Annotated in this window: 16 protein-coding genes; 9 read left to right on the forward strand and 7 right to left on the reverse strand. The window is 58.6% G+C overall.

What is annotated here, in order from left to right; all coding sequences use genetic code 11:
- Nucleotides 1–160 precede the first annotated feature (160 nt).
- Nucleotides 161–1,189: an SMP-30/gluconolactonase/LRE family protein gene (locus tag R3F64_RS16950; protein ID WP_199284891.1), complete on the forward strand. Its 1,029-nt coding sequence runs from the start codon at nucleotides 161–163 to the stop codon at nucleotides 1,187–1,189.
- A gap of 77 nt (nucleotides 1,190–1,266) precedes the next feature.
- Here R3F64_RS16950 and wrbA read toward each other — a convergent pair whose 3' ends face one another.
- On the reverse strand, nucleotides 1,267–1,866 hold the full coding sequence (gene wrbA / locus R3F64_RS16955; RefSeq protein WP_085919836.1) for an NAD(P)H:quinone oxidoreductase: 600 nt from the start codon (nucleotides 1,864–1,866) through the stop codon (nucleotides 1,267–1,269).
- A gap of 183 nt (nucleotides 1,867–2,049) precedes the next feature.
- Between wrbA and R3F64_RS16960 the strand changes: the two genes are divergently transcribed.
- The 7 genes from R3F64_RS16960 to R3F64_RS16990 all read left to right on the forward strand — a co-directional run bounded on the left by R3F64_RS16960 (nucleotide 2,050) and on the right by R3F64_RS16990 (nucleotide 8,016).
- A complete protein-coding gene (locus R3F64_RS16960) occupies nucleotides 2,050–2,490 on the forward strand; it encodes a hemerythrin domain-containing protein (RefSeq protein WP_085919837.1) in 441 nt (146 codons plus the stop codon).
- A 241-nt stretch (nucleotides 2,491–2,731) separates the two neighbouring features.
- Nucleotides 2,732–3,724 carry a succinylglutamate desuccinylase gene (locus tag R3F64_RS16965; RefSeq protein WP_199284890.1) on the forward strand — a complete coding sequence of 331 codons (993 nt, stop codon included), beginning with the start codon at nucleotides 2,732–2,734 and terminating at the stop codon, nucleotides 3,722–3,724.
- 187 nt (nucleotides 3,725–3,911) lie between these two features.
- On the forward strand, nucleotides 3,912–4,682 hold the full coding sequence (locus tag R3F64_RS16970) for an ABC transporter ATP-binding protein (protein WP_085919839.1): 771 nt from the start codon (nucleotides 3,912–3,914) through the stop codon (nucleotides 4,680–4,682).
- Between the two features lie 15 nt (nucleotides 4,683–4,697).
- Nucleotides 4,698–5,402: an ABC transporter permease gene (locus tag R3F64_RS16975; RefSeq protein WP_085919840.1), complete on the forward strand. Its 705-nt coding sequence runs from the start codon at nucleotides 4,698–4,700 to the stop codon at nucleotides 5,400–5,402.
- On the forward strand, nucleotides 5,402–6,133 hold the full coding sequence (locus R3F64_RS16980) for an ABC transporter permease (RefSeq protein ID WP_085919841.1): 732 nt from the start codon (nucleotides 5,402–5,404) through the stop codon (nucleotides 6,131–6,133). The genes R3F64_RS16975 and R3F64_RS16980 overlap by 1 nt, the downstream gene beginning before the upstream one ends.
- Before the next feature lie 110 nt (nucleotides 6,134–6,243).
- Nucleotides 6,244–7,011: a transporter substrate-binding domain-containing protein gene (locus R3F64_RS16985; protein WP_085919842.1), complete on the forward strand. Its 768-nt coding sequence runs from the start codon at nucleotides 6,244–6,246 to the stop codon at nucleotides 7,009–7,011.
- A gap of 225 nt (nucleotides 7,012–7,236) precedes the next feature.
- Complete coding sequence (locus tag R3F64_RS16990) at nucleotides 7,237–8,016, forward strand: TraX family protein (protein ID WP_332612708.1); 780 nt, start codon at nucleotides 7,237–7,239, stop codon at nucleotides 8,014–8,016.
- Here R3F64_RS16990 and R3F64_RS16995 read toward each other — a convergent pair.
- The 4 genes from R3F64_RS16995 to purE all read right to left on the reverse strand — a co-directional run bounded on the left by R3F64_RS16995 (nucleotide 8,009) and on the right by purE (nucleotide 12,835).
- Nucleotides 8,009–9,250 (reverse strand): GGDEF domain-containing protein, encoded by a 1,242-nt coding sequence (locus tag R3F64_RS16995; protein WP_332612710.1) that lies wholly within the window; start codon nucleotides 9,248–9,250, stop codon nucleotides 8,009–8,011. The two genes, R3F64_RS16990 and R3F64_RS16995, sit on opposite strands and share 8 nt — an antisense overlap.
- Before the next feature lie 150 nt (nucleotides 9,251–9,400).
- Nucleotides 9,401–11,011: a diguanylate cyclase domain-containing protein gene (locus R3F64_RS17000; protein ID WP_332612713.1), complete on the reverse strand. Its 1,611-nt coding sequence runs from the start codon at nucleotides 11,009–11,011 to the stop codon at nucleotides 9,401–9,403.
- Between the two features lie 157 nt (nucleotides 11,012–11,168).
- Nucleotides 11,169–12,308, reverse strand: a complete 1,140-nt coding sequence (locus R3F64_RS17005; RefSeq protein WP_332612715.1) for a 5-(carboxyamino)imidazole ribonucleotide synthase — start codon at nucleotides 12,306–12,308, stop codon at nucleotides 11,169–11,171.
- An 11-nt stretch (nucleotides 12,309–12,319) separates the two neighbouring features.
- The gene (gene purE / locus R3F64_RS17010; RefSeq protein ID WP_085919847.1) at nucleotides 12,320–12,835 is read right to left on the reverse strand and encodes a 5-(carboxyamino)imidazole ribonucleotide mutase; all 516 of its coding nucleotides are present in this window, start codon (nucleotides 12,833–12,835) and stop codon (nucleotides 12,320–12,322) included.
- A 210-nt stretch (nucleotides 12,836–13,045) separates the two neighbouring features.
- On the opposite strand from purE, the gene R3F64_RS17015 reads away from it, so the two are divergent.
- On the forward strand, nucleotides 13,046–13,318 hold the full coding sequence (locus R3F64_RS17015; protein ID WP_085919848.1) for an XRE family transcriptional regulator: 273 nt from the start codon (nucleotides 13,046–13,048) through the stop codon (nucleotides 13,316–13,318).
- Between the two features lie 96 nt (nucleotides 13,319–13,414).
- Here R3F64_RS17015 and chrA read toward each other — a convergent pair whose 3' ends face one another.
- Complete coding sequence (chrA, locus tag R3F64_RS17020) at nucleotides 13,415–14,611, reverse strand: chromate efflux transporter (protein WP_332612717.1); 1,197 nt, start codon at nucleotides 14,609–14,611, stop codon at nucleotides 13,415–13,417.
- 74 nt (nucleotides 14,612–14,685) lie between these two features.
- Nucleotides 14,686–16,371 (reverse strand): dihydroxy-acid dehydratase, encoded by a 1,686-nt coding sequence (ilvD, locus tag R3F64_RS17025; protein ID WP_085919859.1) that lies wholly within the window; start codon nucleotides 16,369–16,371, stop codon nucleotides 14,686–14,688.
- Between the last annotated feature and the right edge of the window lie 47 nt (nucleotides 16,372–16,418).

A 16,418-nucleotide genomic window follows, 5' to 3' on the forward strand; every position in this document is an offset into this window, starting at 1 on the left:
CATAGGCCGACACTGACGTCGCGACTGGCTGCCCGAACAAGCCCAACCGGGCAGCCAATGTATGACTTCCAACTCTTTATGTTCTACATTTTCCTGAGAGCGAGTGAAGCCTGCTTCACTCGCTCATAACAAGTTTTCAAACAACAATCAGGACAATGCTATGAAACTCGGACGCCGTCAGTTTCTTTCGGCAACGGCCACCCTGGCCGCCGTCGGTACATCACCTCAGCTTTTTGCGTGGCAGTCCTCACCTGGCCCTACCCCGGAGCGATATCCCATCGACGCCTGGCAGGTCGAGGATCAACGCTTCAGTAATTACATGCTTTTCAATAGTCCTCTGGAGCGACACTGGAGCGGAGGGCTCTGGGCAGAGGGACCCGCCTGGAACGCCATCGGTCGCTATGTCGTGTTCAGGGATATACCCCGTGCCAAGCAGATGCGTTGGGACGAAGCCACGGGGCAGGTCAGCGTTCTTAGGGACAATGTCGGGCACTCTAACGGCAACACCTTCGATCATCAGGGTCGGCTAATCGCTTGCGAACACTACCCCTCACGCGTTCTGCGCTACGAGTGGGATGGCAGCACAACGGTGCTTGCCGAGCGCTATCAAGGCAAGCCACTCAACGCCCCCAATGATGTCATTGCCCTACCGTCAGGAGGCGTGATTTTCACTGATCCCGGCTATGGTGCTCACTTCGACTATGAAGGGAAAAAACGCGACCTGGAACTCGACACGGCGATCTATTACGTTGATGACAGCCTCGATGAACCCATCATGCTGACCGATGACATTCATAAGCCAAACGGTATTGTCATGACACCGGATGGCGAGGGATTCTACGCAAGTGACAGTGCGCCTACCCATTTCGACGAGCCTGCGCGAATTATCCGCTGGACGCTTGGCGAAGATGGCCGCAGTGTCAGCGACCGGCAAGTGATCGTGACCAGCGAAGATACGATTTTCGACGGCATGACGTGCGATGTAGATGGCAATATCTGGTCAAGTGCCAATGGTGGAGAAGGCATCGACGGCGTCGTGGTCTTCTCCCCGGAAGGCACCTTGCTCGGACGTGTCTTGCTGCCCGAAGTCTGCTCGAACGTGTGTTTTGCGGGTCAGGATCGAAACCGGCTATTCATGACCGCCAGCCAATCCGTCTACACCATCTATACGGCGGCACGCGGCGCCTAGCCATTGGCGATACCTGAACGAGAGAAGCCTCGCCGGATGATGCCGACGAGGCTTTCTTGTGCCACAGCTGCAAGCGATTAGCTGGCCAGTTTGGCCGCGATGCCTGCAACATGCTCACCCTGGAAGCGGGCAATTTTCAGTTCGCGATCATCCGGCTGGCGAGAACCATCACCACCGGCAATGGTGGCGGCGCCATAGGGTGTACCGCCACTTACCTTGGAAATATCGAACTGCTCTTCGATACCATAGCCAATCGGCACGATCACCATGCCGTGATGGGCCAATGTGGTCCAGGTAGACGTGATGGTCATTTCATCGCCGCCGCCGGTGCCGGTAGAGGTAAACACGCTGGCCACCTTGCCGCGCAGCGCGCCATTCGCCCAGAGCCCACCAGTCTGGTCAAAGAAAGTACGCATCTGACCGGCCATGTTGCCAAAGCGCGTGGGGGTGCCAAAGATGATGGCGTCGTAATCGGCAAGCTCCTGTGGCGTTGCTTCAGGCGTCGTGAAATCCTGCTTGCCACCGGCATTCTTGAAGGCTTCTTCCGGCATGGTTTCCGGCACGCGCTTGACGGTAACCTCCACGCCATCGACGCTCCTGGCACCCTCGGCAACGGCCGCCGCCAGCGTATCGATGTGACCATACATGGAATAGTAAAGCACCAGTACTTTCGTCATTGCTCACTCCTTTGCGCTGCGATTGATGATGTCTGAGTTGATAAACACAACATAACGCAGTAGCGCGTAGAAAAAAGCGAATGTTTTCGACCGCGAGCATCGATTTCATCGATGCTCTGCCATTTGCGCTTTCGTCGTTCGCTGACTAGCTTTTACTTCACCCCTGCATCCATGGAGAAAGGAATGACAATTTTCGAAGCGTTACGTAAAGACCACGATATTCAGCGCGACCTCCTGGCGCGCCTGGTGGAAACCCATGGCGACAGCGATGAAAGGGAGCAGCTCTATCAGCAGGTTCGCGCGGAATTGAAATTTCACGCCAATGCCGAAGAGCGCGCGCTTTACATCCCCATGATGGACGTTGACCTGACCCAGGAAAAAGCGCGCCACAGCGTGGCTGAGCACCACGAAATCGACGAAATGATCGAGCTGCTCGACGACACCGATTTCAGCGCAACCAGTTGGCTGACCCACGCCAAGAAACTCCAGCACCTGGTCACCCATCACCTGGATGAAGAAGAACACGAGGTCTTTCAGCTCGCCGGACGAGGCCTTGAAGACCCGCAGAAAACCGCGCTTGCCGAAGAATACAACGAAGAAATGCAGCGCCAGCGTTCAGCTTGACCATCGAGCAGGATCGATAACGCCCGAGTTGCACAGCAAGTAGCTCCCGGGCGTTTTTTATCGGCAATCTTTCACGATGCCACCGCGCTTTTTCATTCGAACGACGCCCAGGGTTGCCGGTCAAGCGGAAGATGGTAAAGGTAGGCCACGTTTATCAGCTTGTTGCACTGCCAATGACACAACACAACGTTACCCGGCGAAGTTCTCTCTCTGGCGCTGTTACCCGCCACGAGGTGCCAGCATGCTAGGCGAGTGGCTGGACTGGACCCTCGACGAGCAGCGCGATACGCCCCGCAAAGGCACCTTTGCCAGTGGTCGCTTCGACATCAGCGCGCCCGGCGTTATGCGCCTGACGCCGCACCGTCAACGGCCCGATGCGCACGCCTGTATCTTTTCAGCCGCCATTCACGGCAACGAAACCGCCCCCGTCGAACTGTTAGGTGCCTGGCTGAGCGAACTGGAAGCCGGAACGCTAACGCTCGGCGCCCCGGTGCTGGTGATTCTTGGCAATATTCCTGCTCTCAAGGCCCAGCAGCGCTTTATCCACACCAACCTCAATCGACTCTTCGAGCGCGGGCTCTCTGCGAGCGGCGACGAGCCGGACCGGGCGCGCCAGCTGATGGCCGAGGTTGATGACTTTTTCAGCGACAACGCTGCATTACCCAAGCTCCACTACGATCTCCACACGGCGATTCGCGCTAGCCTCTACCCGCGTTTTGTCGTGGAGCCCTATGGGGATAGCGACACACACAGCGAACAGTGGCAGTGGCTGGCCGCTGCCGATATGCAGGCCGTGTTGCACCAGCACCAACATAGCTGGACATTCTCCCACTACAGCAAGCATTATCACGGCGCTCAATCGTTTACCTTCGAGCTGGGCCGGGTAGCGCCGTTCGGGCAGAACGACATGGCATCGCTTACGCCGATGCAGGCCCTGCTGGGTCGGCTCAGCGAAGGCACTACACCGGCGGAAAGTGACATTGAAGCGGTGACGTTTTTCCGCGTACGGCATGAGTTGATGCGCCACGGCGACCATTTCACGCTGTGCTTCGACGATGACACCCCCAATTTCACCCATTTTGCGCCTGGAACCTGCTTAGCCAACGACAGCCAAACCGGTGAATATCGGGTGGGCGATACCCCGCTCCACGTGGTATTTCCCAATGCCAACGTTGAAATTGGCGCGCGCGCCGCGCTCTTGGTGGTTCCCTGCGCACCACCCACAAATGCTTAAGGGATGACAACAACAATCCACTGGCGATGATCACCTGCTTGACGTTGTCTACGACTAACGTTGAGCCATTAAAAACACCAGGAGAACGTGCATCGGCCGTTTAGCCTGATAGAATCGCCCCTTTTTTCGCGCCAGCCGCCACCAACATTCACTGTTGCCGCGGCAACCCAGTATTGGAGCCAAGCACATGGCCGCTACGCCTATTCCTCTTGAAGTGCGTAATATAAAAAAACGCTTCGGCGATACGGAAGTTCTGAAAGGCCTTTCCCTACAGGCCCATAAAGGGGATGTCATCACCCTCATTGGGGCATCAGGGTCGGGTAAAAGTACCTTTTTGCGCTGCATGAACCTGCTTGAACAGCCTGACGAAGGCGACCTTTACGTGCACGGCGAAGAAATCCGCTTCAAGAACACCCGCCGTGGCCGCGAGCCCGCCGACTGGAAGCAGGTGGTGCAGATGCGCGCCAAGCTGTCGATGGTGTTTCAAAGCTTTAATTTGTGGGCACACATGACGCTGCTCGAAAACATCATCGAGGCGCCGATCCATGTACTGGGCAAACCCAAGAAAGAAGCCATCGAGCACGCCCATGCACTTCTTGAAAGGGTCGGCCTGACGGCCCGTGCGAATGCCTACCCAGCGCAGATGTCGGGTGGCCAGCAGCAGCGTGGCGCCATTGCCCGCGCGCTGGCCATGGACCCGGAGGTCATGCTGTTCGATGAACCCACCTCGGCGCTGGATCCTGAACTGGTGGGCGATGTCCTCAACGTCATGCATGGCCTGGCCGAAGAAGGCCGCACCATGGTGGTGGTCACCCATGAGATGGGCTTTGCCCGGGACGTCTCCAGCCAGGTGATTTACCTCCACGAAGGCATGGTGGAAGAAGCGGGGCCGCCTGAAGAACTGATCGGCAACCCTCAATCTCCGCGCCTGCAGCAGTTCCTGGCGCCCAAATACTGATACGCGAGGCTCACTATGCTTGATCTTCATGGTTACGGCCCGCGCTTGCTGGAAGGCGCCGGCGTAACGCTTCAGCTAGCCCTGTTATCGCTGCTTCTCGCCGTGGTACTCGGGCTTATCACCGCCAGCGCGAAGATGTCGCGCAGCTGGCTGGCCCACCGTACCGCGACGCTTTACACCACCGTTATCCGCGGCGTTCCCGACCTGGTGCTGATGATGCTGCTGTTCTTCGGCGGGCAAATCGGCGTCAACATGATCACCGACTGGCTGTACTATCAATTTGATATCGATATTTTCATTAATATCAATGAGTTTGTCGCGGGCGTCGTGACCATCGGGCTGATTTTCGGCGCCTACATGGGCGAAACCTTTCGCGGCGCCTTCATGGCGGTGGATCACGGCCAAATCGAAGCCGGCAAGGCTTACGGCATGAGCAATTCACTGGTATTCCGGCGCATCCGCTTCCCGCAAATGATGCGCCACGCCCTGCCAGGCCTGTCCAACAATTGGATGGTATTGCTAAAGACCACCGCGCTGGTCTCGGTCATCGGTCTTTCCGACATGGTCCGCGTGGCGTCCGAGGCCTCCAAGGCCACCCGCGAGCCGTTCACCTTCATGATTGTGGTGGCGCTCATTTACCTGTTGATCGCCAGCGTCTCGGAGTGGATATTTATCCGCCTGCAAAAGCGCTATGACATCGGGTACGGGGAGGCAGACTAATGGAATCCCTACTTACCTGGCTGGAAACCCAGCTCGCCGATAACAGCATTTTCACCCTGCAAACGCTGGCCCACTACGGCGAAGGCCTGACGACCACCGTTCAGCTCGTTTTCCTCTCGCTGATTATCGGGCTTATTGCGGCGGTGCCGCTCGCCATTGGTCGCGGTTCCAGGCATGCCTGGATCAAATGGCCAATCTTTGCCTACACCTACGTCTTTCGCGGCACCCCGCTACTCATCCAGCTCTACCTGATCTACTACGGTGTGGTGTTCGTTGACGGCATCCAGGAGACATGGCTGTGGCTCATTCTGGAAGACCCTTTTGTACCGGCATTGATTGCCTTCACGCTTAATACCGCCGCCTACACGACCGAAATCTTTCGCGGTGCCATCAAGTCCACCTCGAAAGGCGAAATCGAGGCCGCGCGGGCTTACGGCATGTCCCCCGGCTTGACCATGCGTCGGATCATCATTCCCAGTGCCTTCCGGCGCGCCCTGCCCGCCTATGGCAATGAAGTGATTTTCATGCTCCACGCCAGCGCGATCGCCAGCGTGGTCACCATCATGGACCTGACCGGTGCGGCGCGCTTTGTCTATGCCCGTTACTACGCGCCCTTCGATGCCTTTTTATTCGTCGCGGCCATTTATCTGTGCCTCACCTTTGCGATTCTGTATTTCTTCCGCCATCTGGAGAAAAAACTGCTGGCCCATCTACAACCCCAAACCGGGTAGTGTGAAACAAACGTTAGTTCATACGTCGACAAAACATTGTTGTCGGCGCTAAGCTGACGAAGGTTATGTTCCTCACCACTTGGTGAATTACGTCCATCAGGAGACTCATAATGAAAAAAGTCCTAACACTTTCTCTACTTGGCCTGGCGATGGCTGCATCCAGTGCCCAGGCGCAGGATTACGAAGAAGTTCGCATCGGCGTGGATGTTCCCTACGAGCCAATGGAATACCGCACCCCTGACGGTGACCTCACTGGCTTCGATATTGATCTGGGCAACGCCCTTTGCGAAGAAATCGGCGTTAGCTGCGAATGGGTTGTTCAAGGCTGGGACGGCATCATTCCTGGCCTCCTGTCACGTAAATACGATGCCATCATGTCGTCCATGACCATCAACGATGATCGTCGCGAACAGGTGCTGTTCTCAGACCCCTACATCACGCCGCCGTCTGCCTGGTTTGCCCCTGCAGGCGTCGAGTTTGACGCCGTCAACGAAGAGACGCTCACCGGCATGACTATCGGTGTACAGCGCGGCACCCTGCAGGACAACTACGTCACCGACATGTATGGCGATGTGGCGGACATCAACCGCTATGCAACCGCCGATGACATGGTGCTGGACATGGAATCCGAGCGTCTGGATATCCTGTTCCTCGACTTCCCGGTGGGCAAATCCACCCTGCTGGAAAGTGAAGAAGGCGACTACATCGTTGTCGGCGACATGCTGACCGAGCCGAAAGAATACTTCGGCGACGGTTTCGGTATTGCCTTCCGCCAGCGCGATGAAGCACTTGCCGAGCAGTTCAACGAAGCCCTTGAAACCCTTCGTGACAACGGCACCTACGACGAAATCTACGCGCGTTACTTCGACGCAGAGTAAGCAATCCCCCTCCCCAGCCTTATGGGGAGGGACTTCTTCTGTCTTATCGACTGCTAACCTATCTCCACGACCGCCTTACCTATCTCCATCACCGCCTGACCTTTCTAGCCTCCCCGACCAAGATTCATTGAGCCTTAAGTGAACCGACGCTCTATCTCTCGGTCTTTGCATTAGTAGCATTATCCATTGATAAGCCCCACTTAGCGTCATTCACAGGGAGGTACTATGGCGGTTTCAGCAAAACCCTCATCGCACTGGACAGGCTGGGCACAGTGGCTCGCTCTGTTCACCATGACGATGGACCATGTGACGCGCTATGTCATACCCGAGGGCTGGGGCCTTGAGTGGGTGGGGTCATCCGTGGGCCGTATTGCCTTCCCGCTGTTTGCCGCGATGGTCGCCTGGCACGGCCTTTTCAATACGCGGAACCCGATGCGTTACGCCCGGCGCATGCTGATTATCGGGGTGATCGCGCAACTGCCTTACATGCTGATGCCGCGTGAATCCGACGCCTTCATCCTCAACATCTGCTTTACGCTGGCTACCGGCCTCGCGCTGGGGTCACTGGTACGGCTGGGGTGGCAGCACTATCAGCAGGAAAGCATTCACTTTGGCTGGCTGCTGGGCGGTGCAGCGGCAGGGGTCACCCTATGGTATCTACTCGGCTTTTGGGTCGAATATAGCCACTACGGATTGCTTTTGATTCCCTTGCTGATGTTTGCCATGCAGGCGTTGAACGACGCCGAGCGTCATTTTTCAGCGCGACTATGGGCAGGACTGGCGGCTTTTCCGGTCTTATGGATAGCAGGCCAGATGAATGCTTCCGATATGGCCAAGTCGTTTACGGTAGGCACCTGTATTGTCGTTCTGGTGCTAGCAGCAGGCGTCGCACAGCGCATACCCACCCTTCAGTGGACCATGCCCAGGCGCTTATGGCTGGCCTGGTACCCTGGTCATTTCGCCCTGATCGCGCTATGGCTCCTGATCAGTGGCCAGTTCAGCTAGTCGAATCGTCAGCCGAGGAACGGAACCGGGCCCGTTTTTTCGCTTCATCCAGCATCCACGGCTGATAGCGTCGACGCTGGGCGCGGCCTCCCATTTTGGCTTGGTACATGGCCAGGTCGGCTTGTTTCAATAACTCGTCATGCTGACAACCACAAGCTTGAAAACAGGTGTAACCAATACTTGGCGTCACATCTACCCAGTGGGTATCCAGCTTATATGCGCCCGAAAGCGCATGCTGTACCGCCTGCATATACGCTTCAGACCAGTCGTCCAGCGCCTTTGATGTAGCGGTATTGGTCAACGCCAACAGCACGAACTCATCACCGCTGAGTCGAGCGGCCATGTCGCCTGCGTGTAGACACCCCTCCAGGCGGCGCGCTACCTGAATCAGCAAGTCGTCACCGGCAGCGTGGCCAAGCGTATCGTTGATCAGTTTGAAACGGTCCAGATCCATGAACAGCAGCAGGCCACTGGCGGACTTTCCATCGGTGCAAAGCGCCTCAAGCCGCTCGATGAACATGCGTCGGTTGGGCAGGTCGGTCAATGCATCATAGTAGGCCTGGCGGTAGATCGTCGCTTCGCGGGCTGCCATGCTGACCCGCAGTGAAATGTTGTCGTGAATGATCAGCCCCAGGCGTCGACTGGTGACAATCAGCAGCCCTAAAAATACCGTCATTATGATGCCCATCATGGTGTGGGTAGGCACCACGGACGTCACGAACATCCATTGCAGAGGCAGACCAATCGGCAAGATGAACAATAGTACTATCCACCAAATCGCCGAAATCATGGTCACGCAACCGGCTGCCACACCCGACAGGATAATCGCCAGCGCCGCGATGTATTCAGGTCGCTCGGGGACAAACATGAGAAAACCGGCTGTTCCCCAAACGCACCCCGCCACAAAGACAGTGAACGCAAACCAGAATATCCATTTCGGTTGCGCTTGTGATGACGCGTCGGACTGCAGAAACAAGAAAGCCAGCCGCAAGCGAATCAGAGAGATAGCAATAATGGCGACTAGCCAGCCGATTAAAACAGCAGGAGCGACGACCTCCCACATGATGCTGACCAAAAGAAGCGCCCCTAGAATACCGGCATACACGGGCTGCCATAAATTGCTGTAGAGGATGCGCACTTTTTCACTGATCAGGCTACAGGCCTTATCAGGATCTTCACGCTCAAACCGGCGCCGTAGACCCGACAGGATCGCCGCACTCAAGGACTGTGGCATTTAAAAACATCCCCTTCATAGCATTGCCCACACATATCACCTGAGCTCAGGCGTTCGAGCCTTTATTATTAATCGGCGACTCGATCTCTTTTTTTAGGCGATTTACGGGAACCTGGCGACAAAAGCTTGCGTTTGAACTCTGCGGCCAGTTCAGCTAGCCGAGTTTTCAGCAGGCATCCCGGCACTGGCCAGTTTTTGCGCTTCCTCCCGCATCCATGGCTGGTAGCGGCGGCGCTGCGCGCGCCCTTCCGTCTTGGCCTGGTACATGGCCAGGTCGGCTTCCTTCAGCAGTTCACCATGGTCACAGCCACTGGCCTGGAAGCAGGTGTATCCCATGCTCGGGGTCACGTCCACCGAATGGCTTTCCAACCGATAAGGCGCTGACAGGGCTAACTGGACGGCCTGCATATAGTCTTCAGTCCAGTCTTCCAGGGCCTTGGGCGTGGTGGTAGGGGTCAACGCCAGCAGCACGAACTCGTCGCCGCTCAGCCGTGCGGCCATGTCCCCCTTATGGAGACAGCCTTCCAGTCGGCGCGCCACCTGAATCAGCAAATCGTCACCGGCAGCGTGGCCCAGGGTATCGTTGATCAGCTTGAAACGGTCCAGATCCATGAACAGCAGCAGACCGCTGGCGTACTGATCATCGCCGCAAAGGGTTTCCAGGCGCTCGATGAACATGCGCCGATTGGGCAGATCGGTCAGCGCATCGTAGTAGGCCTGGCGGTAAATAATCGCCTCATGCTGCTTGCGCTCGCTGAAATCTTCGATCATGGCCACCCCACCGACCATCTCCTGGCGAGTACTATGCACCCCGTTGAAAAAGGCGCGCAGCGGCGTGCCTACAGAGGCTTTGGGGAGTTGATAAGTCCCCTCGTAGTAACCGGTGCCCTGGTTCAAGGCGTCGCTGACCGCCCGGGCAACCGCTTTATCCGCACCTGGGGCCAGCATGCAGTAACCCATTAGCTGACCACGCTCAACGCCAAGAATCTCCAGTAGCTTGCCGTTACAGTCGGTAATGGTGCCCTGATCGTCAAAGTGCAGCACGCCAAGCGGCGACTGATCAAAAATCGACCGGTAGCGGTCCTCGCTTTCCATCAACTGCGCCTCGCGCGCCGCCATGTTGACGCGCAGCGAAATATTATCGTGGATGATGCGGCTCAAACGGCGGCTGGTCACGACGATCAACCCCAGAAATAGCGTCAGCATCGAGCCGATCAGTAACGAAAGCGACGACCCAAGCAGAAAAAACTGCACCATCAATGGCAGCATGATGGGCAGAACAAACCCAAGCGCCACCCACCAGATAGCTGAAAGCGTCGTCACCCCGCCCGCTGAGATACCGGCGACCACAATCGAAAGCGCCGCCACCTGGCCAGGGTGATCGCCGGTGAACAGTGCAAAGCTGCCCAGGCCCCATACGCTACCCGCCGAGATGGCGCCGATGCTGAACCATCGCAGCCAGCGCTGGCGCCGCTGCTCCAAGGCCGGCAAGCGTTGAAAGCGGTAGGCCAGGCCAAGACGCAAGCCTGAGACCATCACTAACAGTGCCAGCCAGCCGATTAGCTTCCAGTGCGCCACCACCGGCCAGAGCGCAGCCACCAGCAATATCCCACCCAGCACGCTGGCCAGCACAGGCGACCACAAGTTTTCATACAACAGGCGTACTTTTTCGCTGCGCAGGCTTTTCAGCGTGGCATGGTGGTCACGCTTGAAACGACTTCGCAGACCCGACGCGTTAGCCGTATTAACAGGGTGAGGCATACAAAGTCCCTTGCAAGGTGCCAAGCTGACTTTTCAGCCAGTCTTATTGATGAATCCGTCTGGCCCTTTTTAGCCGATTTTTTAATGCTTTGCGACTGAAGTCAGCGATTGGCGCGTTTGCGCATAAAAAAGCCGCCTTGAAAGGCGGCGATTCGGCTTAAAGAGTTGATTCAAAACTCCACGCGACAGGCGGCGCCCCCGGCAACAGCGCCTGACAGGTACGCACTTTTTCAAGCAGTTCGGCGTGGGTGTCCGCCACGATATTGAGATGCGCCAGCTTGCGCCCGGCCCGCTCGGTCTTGTCGTAACGGTGCAGGTGGGTGTTAGACAACGCCAACAATGCCGCACTGTCGCCCTCCTGACCGATGACGTTGACCATGCAGGTCGGTGCAATCGCCTGGGGACTGCCCAAGGGTAGCCCCTGTACCGCTCGCAGGTGGTTTTCAAACTGGCTGGTCACCGCACCGTTCATGGTCCAGTGGCCCGAATTATGAACCCGCGGCGCCATTTCATTGGCCAGCAGGCTGCCGTCGCGGGCCTGGAAGAGCTCCAGTGCCAGCACGCCCACGTAATCCAGTTCATCCAGCAGCGAGCGAATATAGCGGTCTGCGGTTTGCTGAACGCTTGCGTCGATGTCCGGCAGCGGCGCGACCGAATAGCGCAGAATGCCATCCACGTGCTGGTTTTCCGCCATGGGGTAGAACACCACCTCGCCATCGCGGCCGCGCACCGCAATGATCGACACTTCACGCACGAAGTCGACAAAGGCTTCGACAATCAGTTGGCGGTGGCCGATATCACGCCAGGCGTCAGCCGCCTGCTCAGGCTGTTTGAGCACCGCCTGACCTTTACCGTCGTAACCTTCGGTGACGGACTTCGCCACTACCGGGCAGCCCAGTTCACGGGCGGCGGCTTCAAGCTGCTCGGCACTCTCGACGATACGATAGGCGGGCGTGGGAATCCCCAAGTGGTCAAACAGGGCCTTCTCTTCCACGCGGTTCTGGCATACTTCAATGGCACGGCTGCCGGGATAGACCGGCTTATGCTGCTCAATATCGCGCACCAGCTGAACCGGCAGGTGTTCGAATTCGTAGGTCACCACGTCGACCTTTTCAAGAAACGCCGCCAGGTGCTGGTTGTCAGGGTCGACGATGACCTCGCCAATGCCGGCGCTGGGGTTACCGGTGGTATCCAGGAAGGTGAAACGATTACCCAGCGGGTAGCCCGCCAGGGCCAGCATGCGGCCTAGCTGACCGGCACCTAAAATGCCGATGTTATGGGCAATGACAGACTGCATCGCAGGCCTCCTTATTCGGCTTCCGGGTCGGGACGTGGGTCCGGGTTATCGAGCACTTTCTGGGTCTGTTCGGCGCGGAACGCTTCCACCGCATTGCGCACGTCGGCATCCTGCAAACCCACAATTTGTGCCGCCAGCAAGCCGGCATTGGTCGCGCCCGCTTTACCAATCGCCAGGGTGCCGACCGCAATGCCACCCGGCATCTGGGCAATGGATAGCAATGAGTCCAGCCCTTTCAGCGACTTGGATTCCACTGGCACGCCCAGCACCGGCAGCGGCGTTTGAGAGGCCACCATGCCCGGCAGATGGGCAGCACCGCCAGCGCCCGCCACAATCACCTGCAGGCCCCGCTCGGCAGCCCCCTTGGCATAGTCGAACAGCAGATCAGGCGTGCGGTGCGCCGACACGACGCGGGTTTCATAAGCCACGCCCAAACGCTCCAGCATGGAAACAGCGTGCTCCATGACCGGCCAGTCCGATTTTGACCCCATAATCACACCCACTTTGGGTGCGCTGTTCGACGACATGCCATCACTCCTAGGCCCGTGGCCTTATCCGTACGCTCAATATACCGTGCCTCACACGAGAGGACAGACGAAAAAATAAGGGGTTAGTCTACCAGAGCCAAGCCCCTTGCGGGGGGCCTTCCGCGCCATGAAATTTTCATCAAAAAAGGTATTGAAATGCCCCCCGGTTGGCGGCATTGTGTCCTTGTCACTTCAGACTGATGGAGCCTCATGAGTACGGCACGCTCAATTGCACACGCGGATCTGCACGACCCTCCGCGAAGCAGCCCTGACCTCGATGTCAGGGAACTCGAAAGACGTACGCGCTTGATGCGCATTATCACGCGTCTGATTGCGGTATCAGACATGGGAAGCCGTGAAATCGCCCGCCGAGCGGGGCTACCCGTTCAGAAGGTCAGCGACCTGCTCGCTGGAAAGCTTGAGCACCTTAACGTGGATGAACTTCACGTTTTGCGTCGCACGCTGGAAGTGGAGGCGCCATAGCGAACAGATCCTCTACGCCTCCTATTGGATGTTTTTCTCTCGCTATATCGGCCGCCCTTGAAGCGGCCGTTTTTGTATCCGCTTCATGCAACGGCCTCAGGGTGCAATCAACACGCCGCCGAATGCCACCACGATCACCACCGCCCAGGCAGGCAGTTTCCAGACAGTCAGTAGCAGGAAGCCGGTGAGCGCAAGCGCAAATTCTTGTGGCCCGATAATGGCACTCGTCCATACCGGATCATAGAGCGCTGCCCCCAGAATACCCACCACTGCCGCATTGGCACCGCGCATCAGCGCCTGAGCCCACTGCCACTGACGAAAGCGGTTCCAGAATGGCAGTATGCCCACCAGCAGCAAGAATCCCGGCAGGAAAATCGCCAGCAGCGCAAGCGTCGCGGTCAGCAAGCTGCCGCCTGACGGTATCAGCGCGCCCAGGTAGGCCGAAAAGGTAAACAGCGGCCCGGGTATCGCCTGGGCGGCACCGTAACCGGTCAAGAACGCGTCGGCGGAAACCCAGCCCGACTGCACCACCTCGGCTTCAAGCAGCGGCAACACCACGTGACCACCGCCGAACACCAGCGCGCCTGAACGGTAAAAGGCATCGGTGATATCCAGCCAGACCGCCATGCCGGCCAGCAGGGGCAGTAACACCAGCAGCCCGCCGAACAGCACGAGGGCGATGATGCCGACCAGGCGCGACACCGGGAAATGCAGCGGATCACTTTCAGCGGCCGCGGCCACGCCCCGGCATAGCAACAGCCCGGCGACGCCACCCAGCACAATGGCACTTACCTGCCCCAACGGTCCGCTGATGGCCACCACGGCAAATACGGCGGCCAGGGCGATACCCGCGCGGGTAGGATCCGGGCATAGATTGCGTGCCATGCCCCACACCGCATGGGCAACAATGGCCACGGCGACGACCTTCAAGCCATGAATAATACCGCTGGCAATCGGCCCCTCAAGCACCGCAGCGCCAAAGGCGAACAGCACCAGCACAATGGCCGACGGCAGGGTAAACGCCAGCCATGCCATGGCAGCGCCCCAGGGGCCCGCCCGCATCAGCCCCAGGGCAAAGCCCACCTGGCTGCTGGCCGGGCCGGGTAGAAACTGACACAGCGCCACCAGATCCGCGTAGGCGCTTTCCGTCAGCCACTTCCGGCGCGCGACAAACTCGGTGCGGAAGTAACCCAGATGCGCCACCGGCCCGCCAAAGGAGGTGAGCCCGAGCAGCAGAAACGCCTTGAAGACTTCGCTGACCCGTGACGTCTTGGAGTTCGCTTGCGTCGTCATTGAAACGTTTCCTTTACGCCAATAAAAACGCCAGGTTATCCCTGGCGTTTGACATGCAGATGACAGCGCTAGGCTTACTCTTCGTTGTCGGTGACCGCGCCAGTGCTGGCGGAACTGACCAGTCGCGCGTACTTGGCCAGCACGCCACGGCGGTAACGCGGTGTCGGCTGACGCCAGGCGGCACGGCGGCGAATCAATTCGTCGTCGGAAACCGCCACTTCAATGGTGTCGGCCACCGCGTCGATGGTGATGGTGTCGCCGTCTTCCACCAGCGCCAGCGGACCGCCCTCGAACGCCTCGGGGGACACGTGGCCCACGACGAAGCCGTGGCTGCCGCCGGAGAAGCGGCCATCGGTAATCAACGCCACGTCGCTGCCCAGCCCACGGCCCATGATGGCCGACGTCGGCGTGAGCATTTCGCGCATGCCTGGGCCGCCCTTGGGGCCTTCGTAGCGAATCACTATCACGTCCCCCGCCACCACGGTGCCGTCGTTGATGCGCGCCTGGGCTTCCTCTTCAGAACCGAACACTCGTGCCGAACCGCTGAACCGCGTGCCTTCCTTGCCGGTAATCTTGGCCACCGCGCCTTCCGGGGCCAGGTTGCCGTGGAGAATACGCAGATGGCTTTCGGCCTTGATGGGGTTACCCAGCGGGGCGATGATTTTCTGGTCCAGCGGGTACGGCTCCACATCGGCGAGATTCTCGGCCAGCGTCTTGCCGGTGACCGTCAGGCAGTCGCCGTGCAGCAGGCCTGCGTCGAGCAGGATCTTCATCAGCGGCTGAATACCGCCAATCGCCACCAGCTCGCTCATCATGTAGTGGCCGCTGGGGCGCAGGTCAGCCACGACCGGCACGCGCTTGCCGATCTCGGTGAAGTCCTTGAGCGACAGTTCGACGCCAATGGTGCGCGCCATGGCCACCAGGTGAAGCACGGCGTTGGTCGAGCCGCCCAGGGCAATGACCACGGTCACGGCGTTTTCAAACGCCTCGCGGGTCATGATATCGGAAGGCTTGATGTCGTTGGCCAGCAGCGCCAGCACGGCTTCGCCCGCCGCCTCGCAGTCCTCGCGCTTATCGCGGGAAATGGCGTTCTGCGCCGAGCTGCCTGGCAGGCTCATGCCCAGGGCTTCAATCGCCGAGGCCATGGTGTTGGCGGTGTACATGCCGCCGCAGGAACCCGGGCCGGGAATCGCTGTTTCCTCGATGTTCTTGAGTTCGATCAGGTCGATATCGCCGCGGGAGTGCGCGCCCATGGCCTCGAAGACCGAGACGATATCGGTATGCCCCTCGCCGGGCATGATGGTGCCGCCATAAACAAACACGCTCGGGCGATTGAGCCGCGCCAGGCCCATCACACAGCCGGGCATGTTCTTGTCGCAGCCGCCAATGGCCACCAGGCCGTCAAAGCCTTCGCAGCCCGCCACGGTCTCGATGGAATCGGCGATCACCTCGCGGGACACCAGCGAGTACTTCATGCCCTCGGTACCATTGGCGATGCCATCGGAAATGGTGATGGTGTTGAAGATCACACCCTTGCCACCCGCCGCGTCCGCGCCGTCACGGGCATGTTCGGCCAGCTCGCCAATGTGGCTGTTGCAGGGGGTCACCATGCTCCAGGTCGAGGCAACGCCGACCTGGGGCTTTTTGAAATCGTCGTCGTTAAAACCCACCGCGCGCAGCATGGCGCGGCTGGCGGCTTTACCTGGGCCATCGACCACAGAGGAAGAATGACGGCGGGAATTTTGTGATGACTCGGTCATGGGGATAGATCTCTCAACTTTGTTCACGGTATCGGCATAGCTTGGCG

This window comes from Halomonas sp. 5021, from assembly GCF_036663435.1.
GTDB lineage: Bacteria > Pseudomonadota > Gammaproteobacteria > Pseudomonadales > Halomonadaceae > Vreelandella > Vreelandella janggokensis.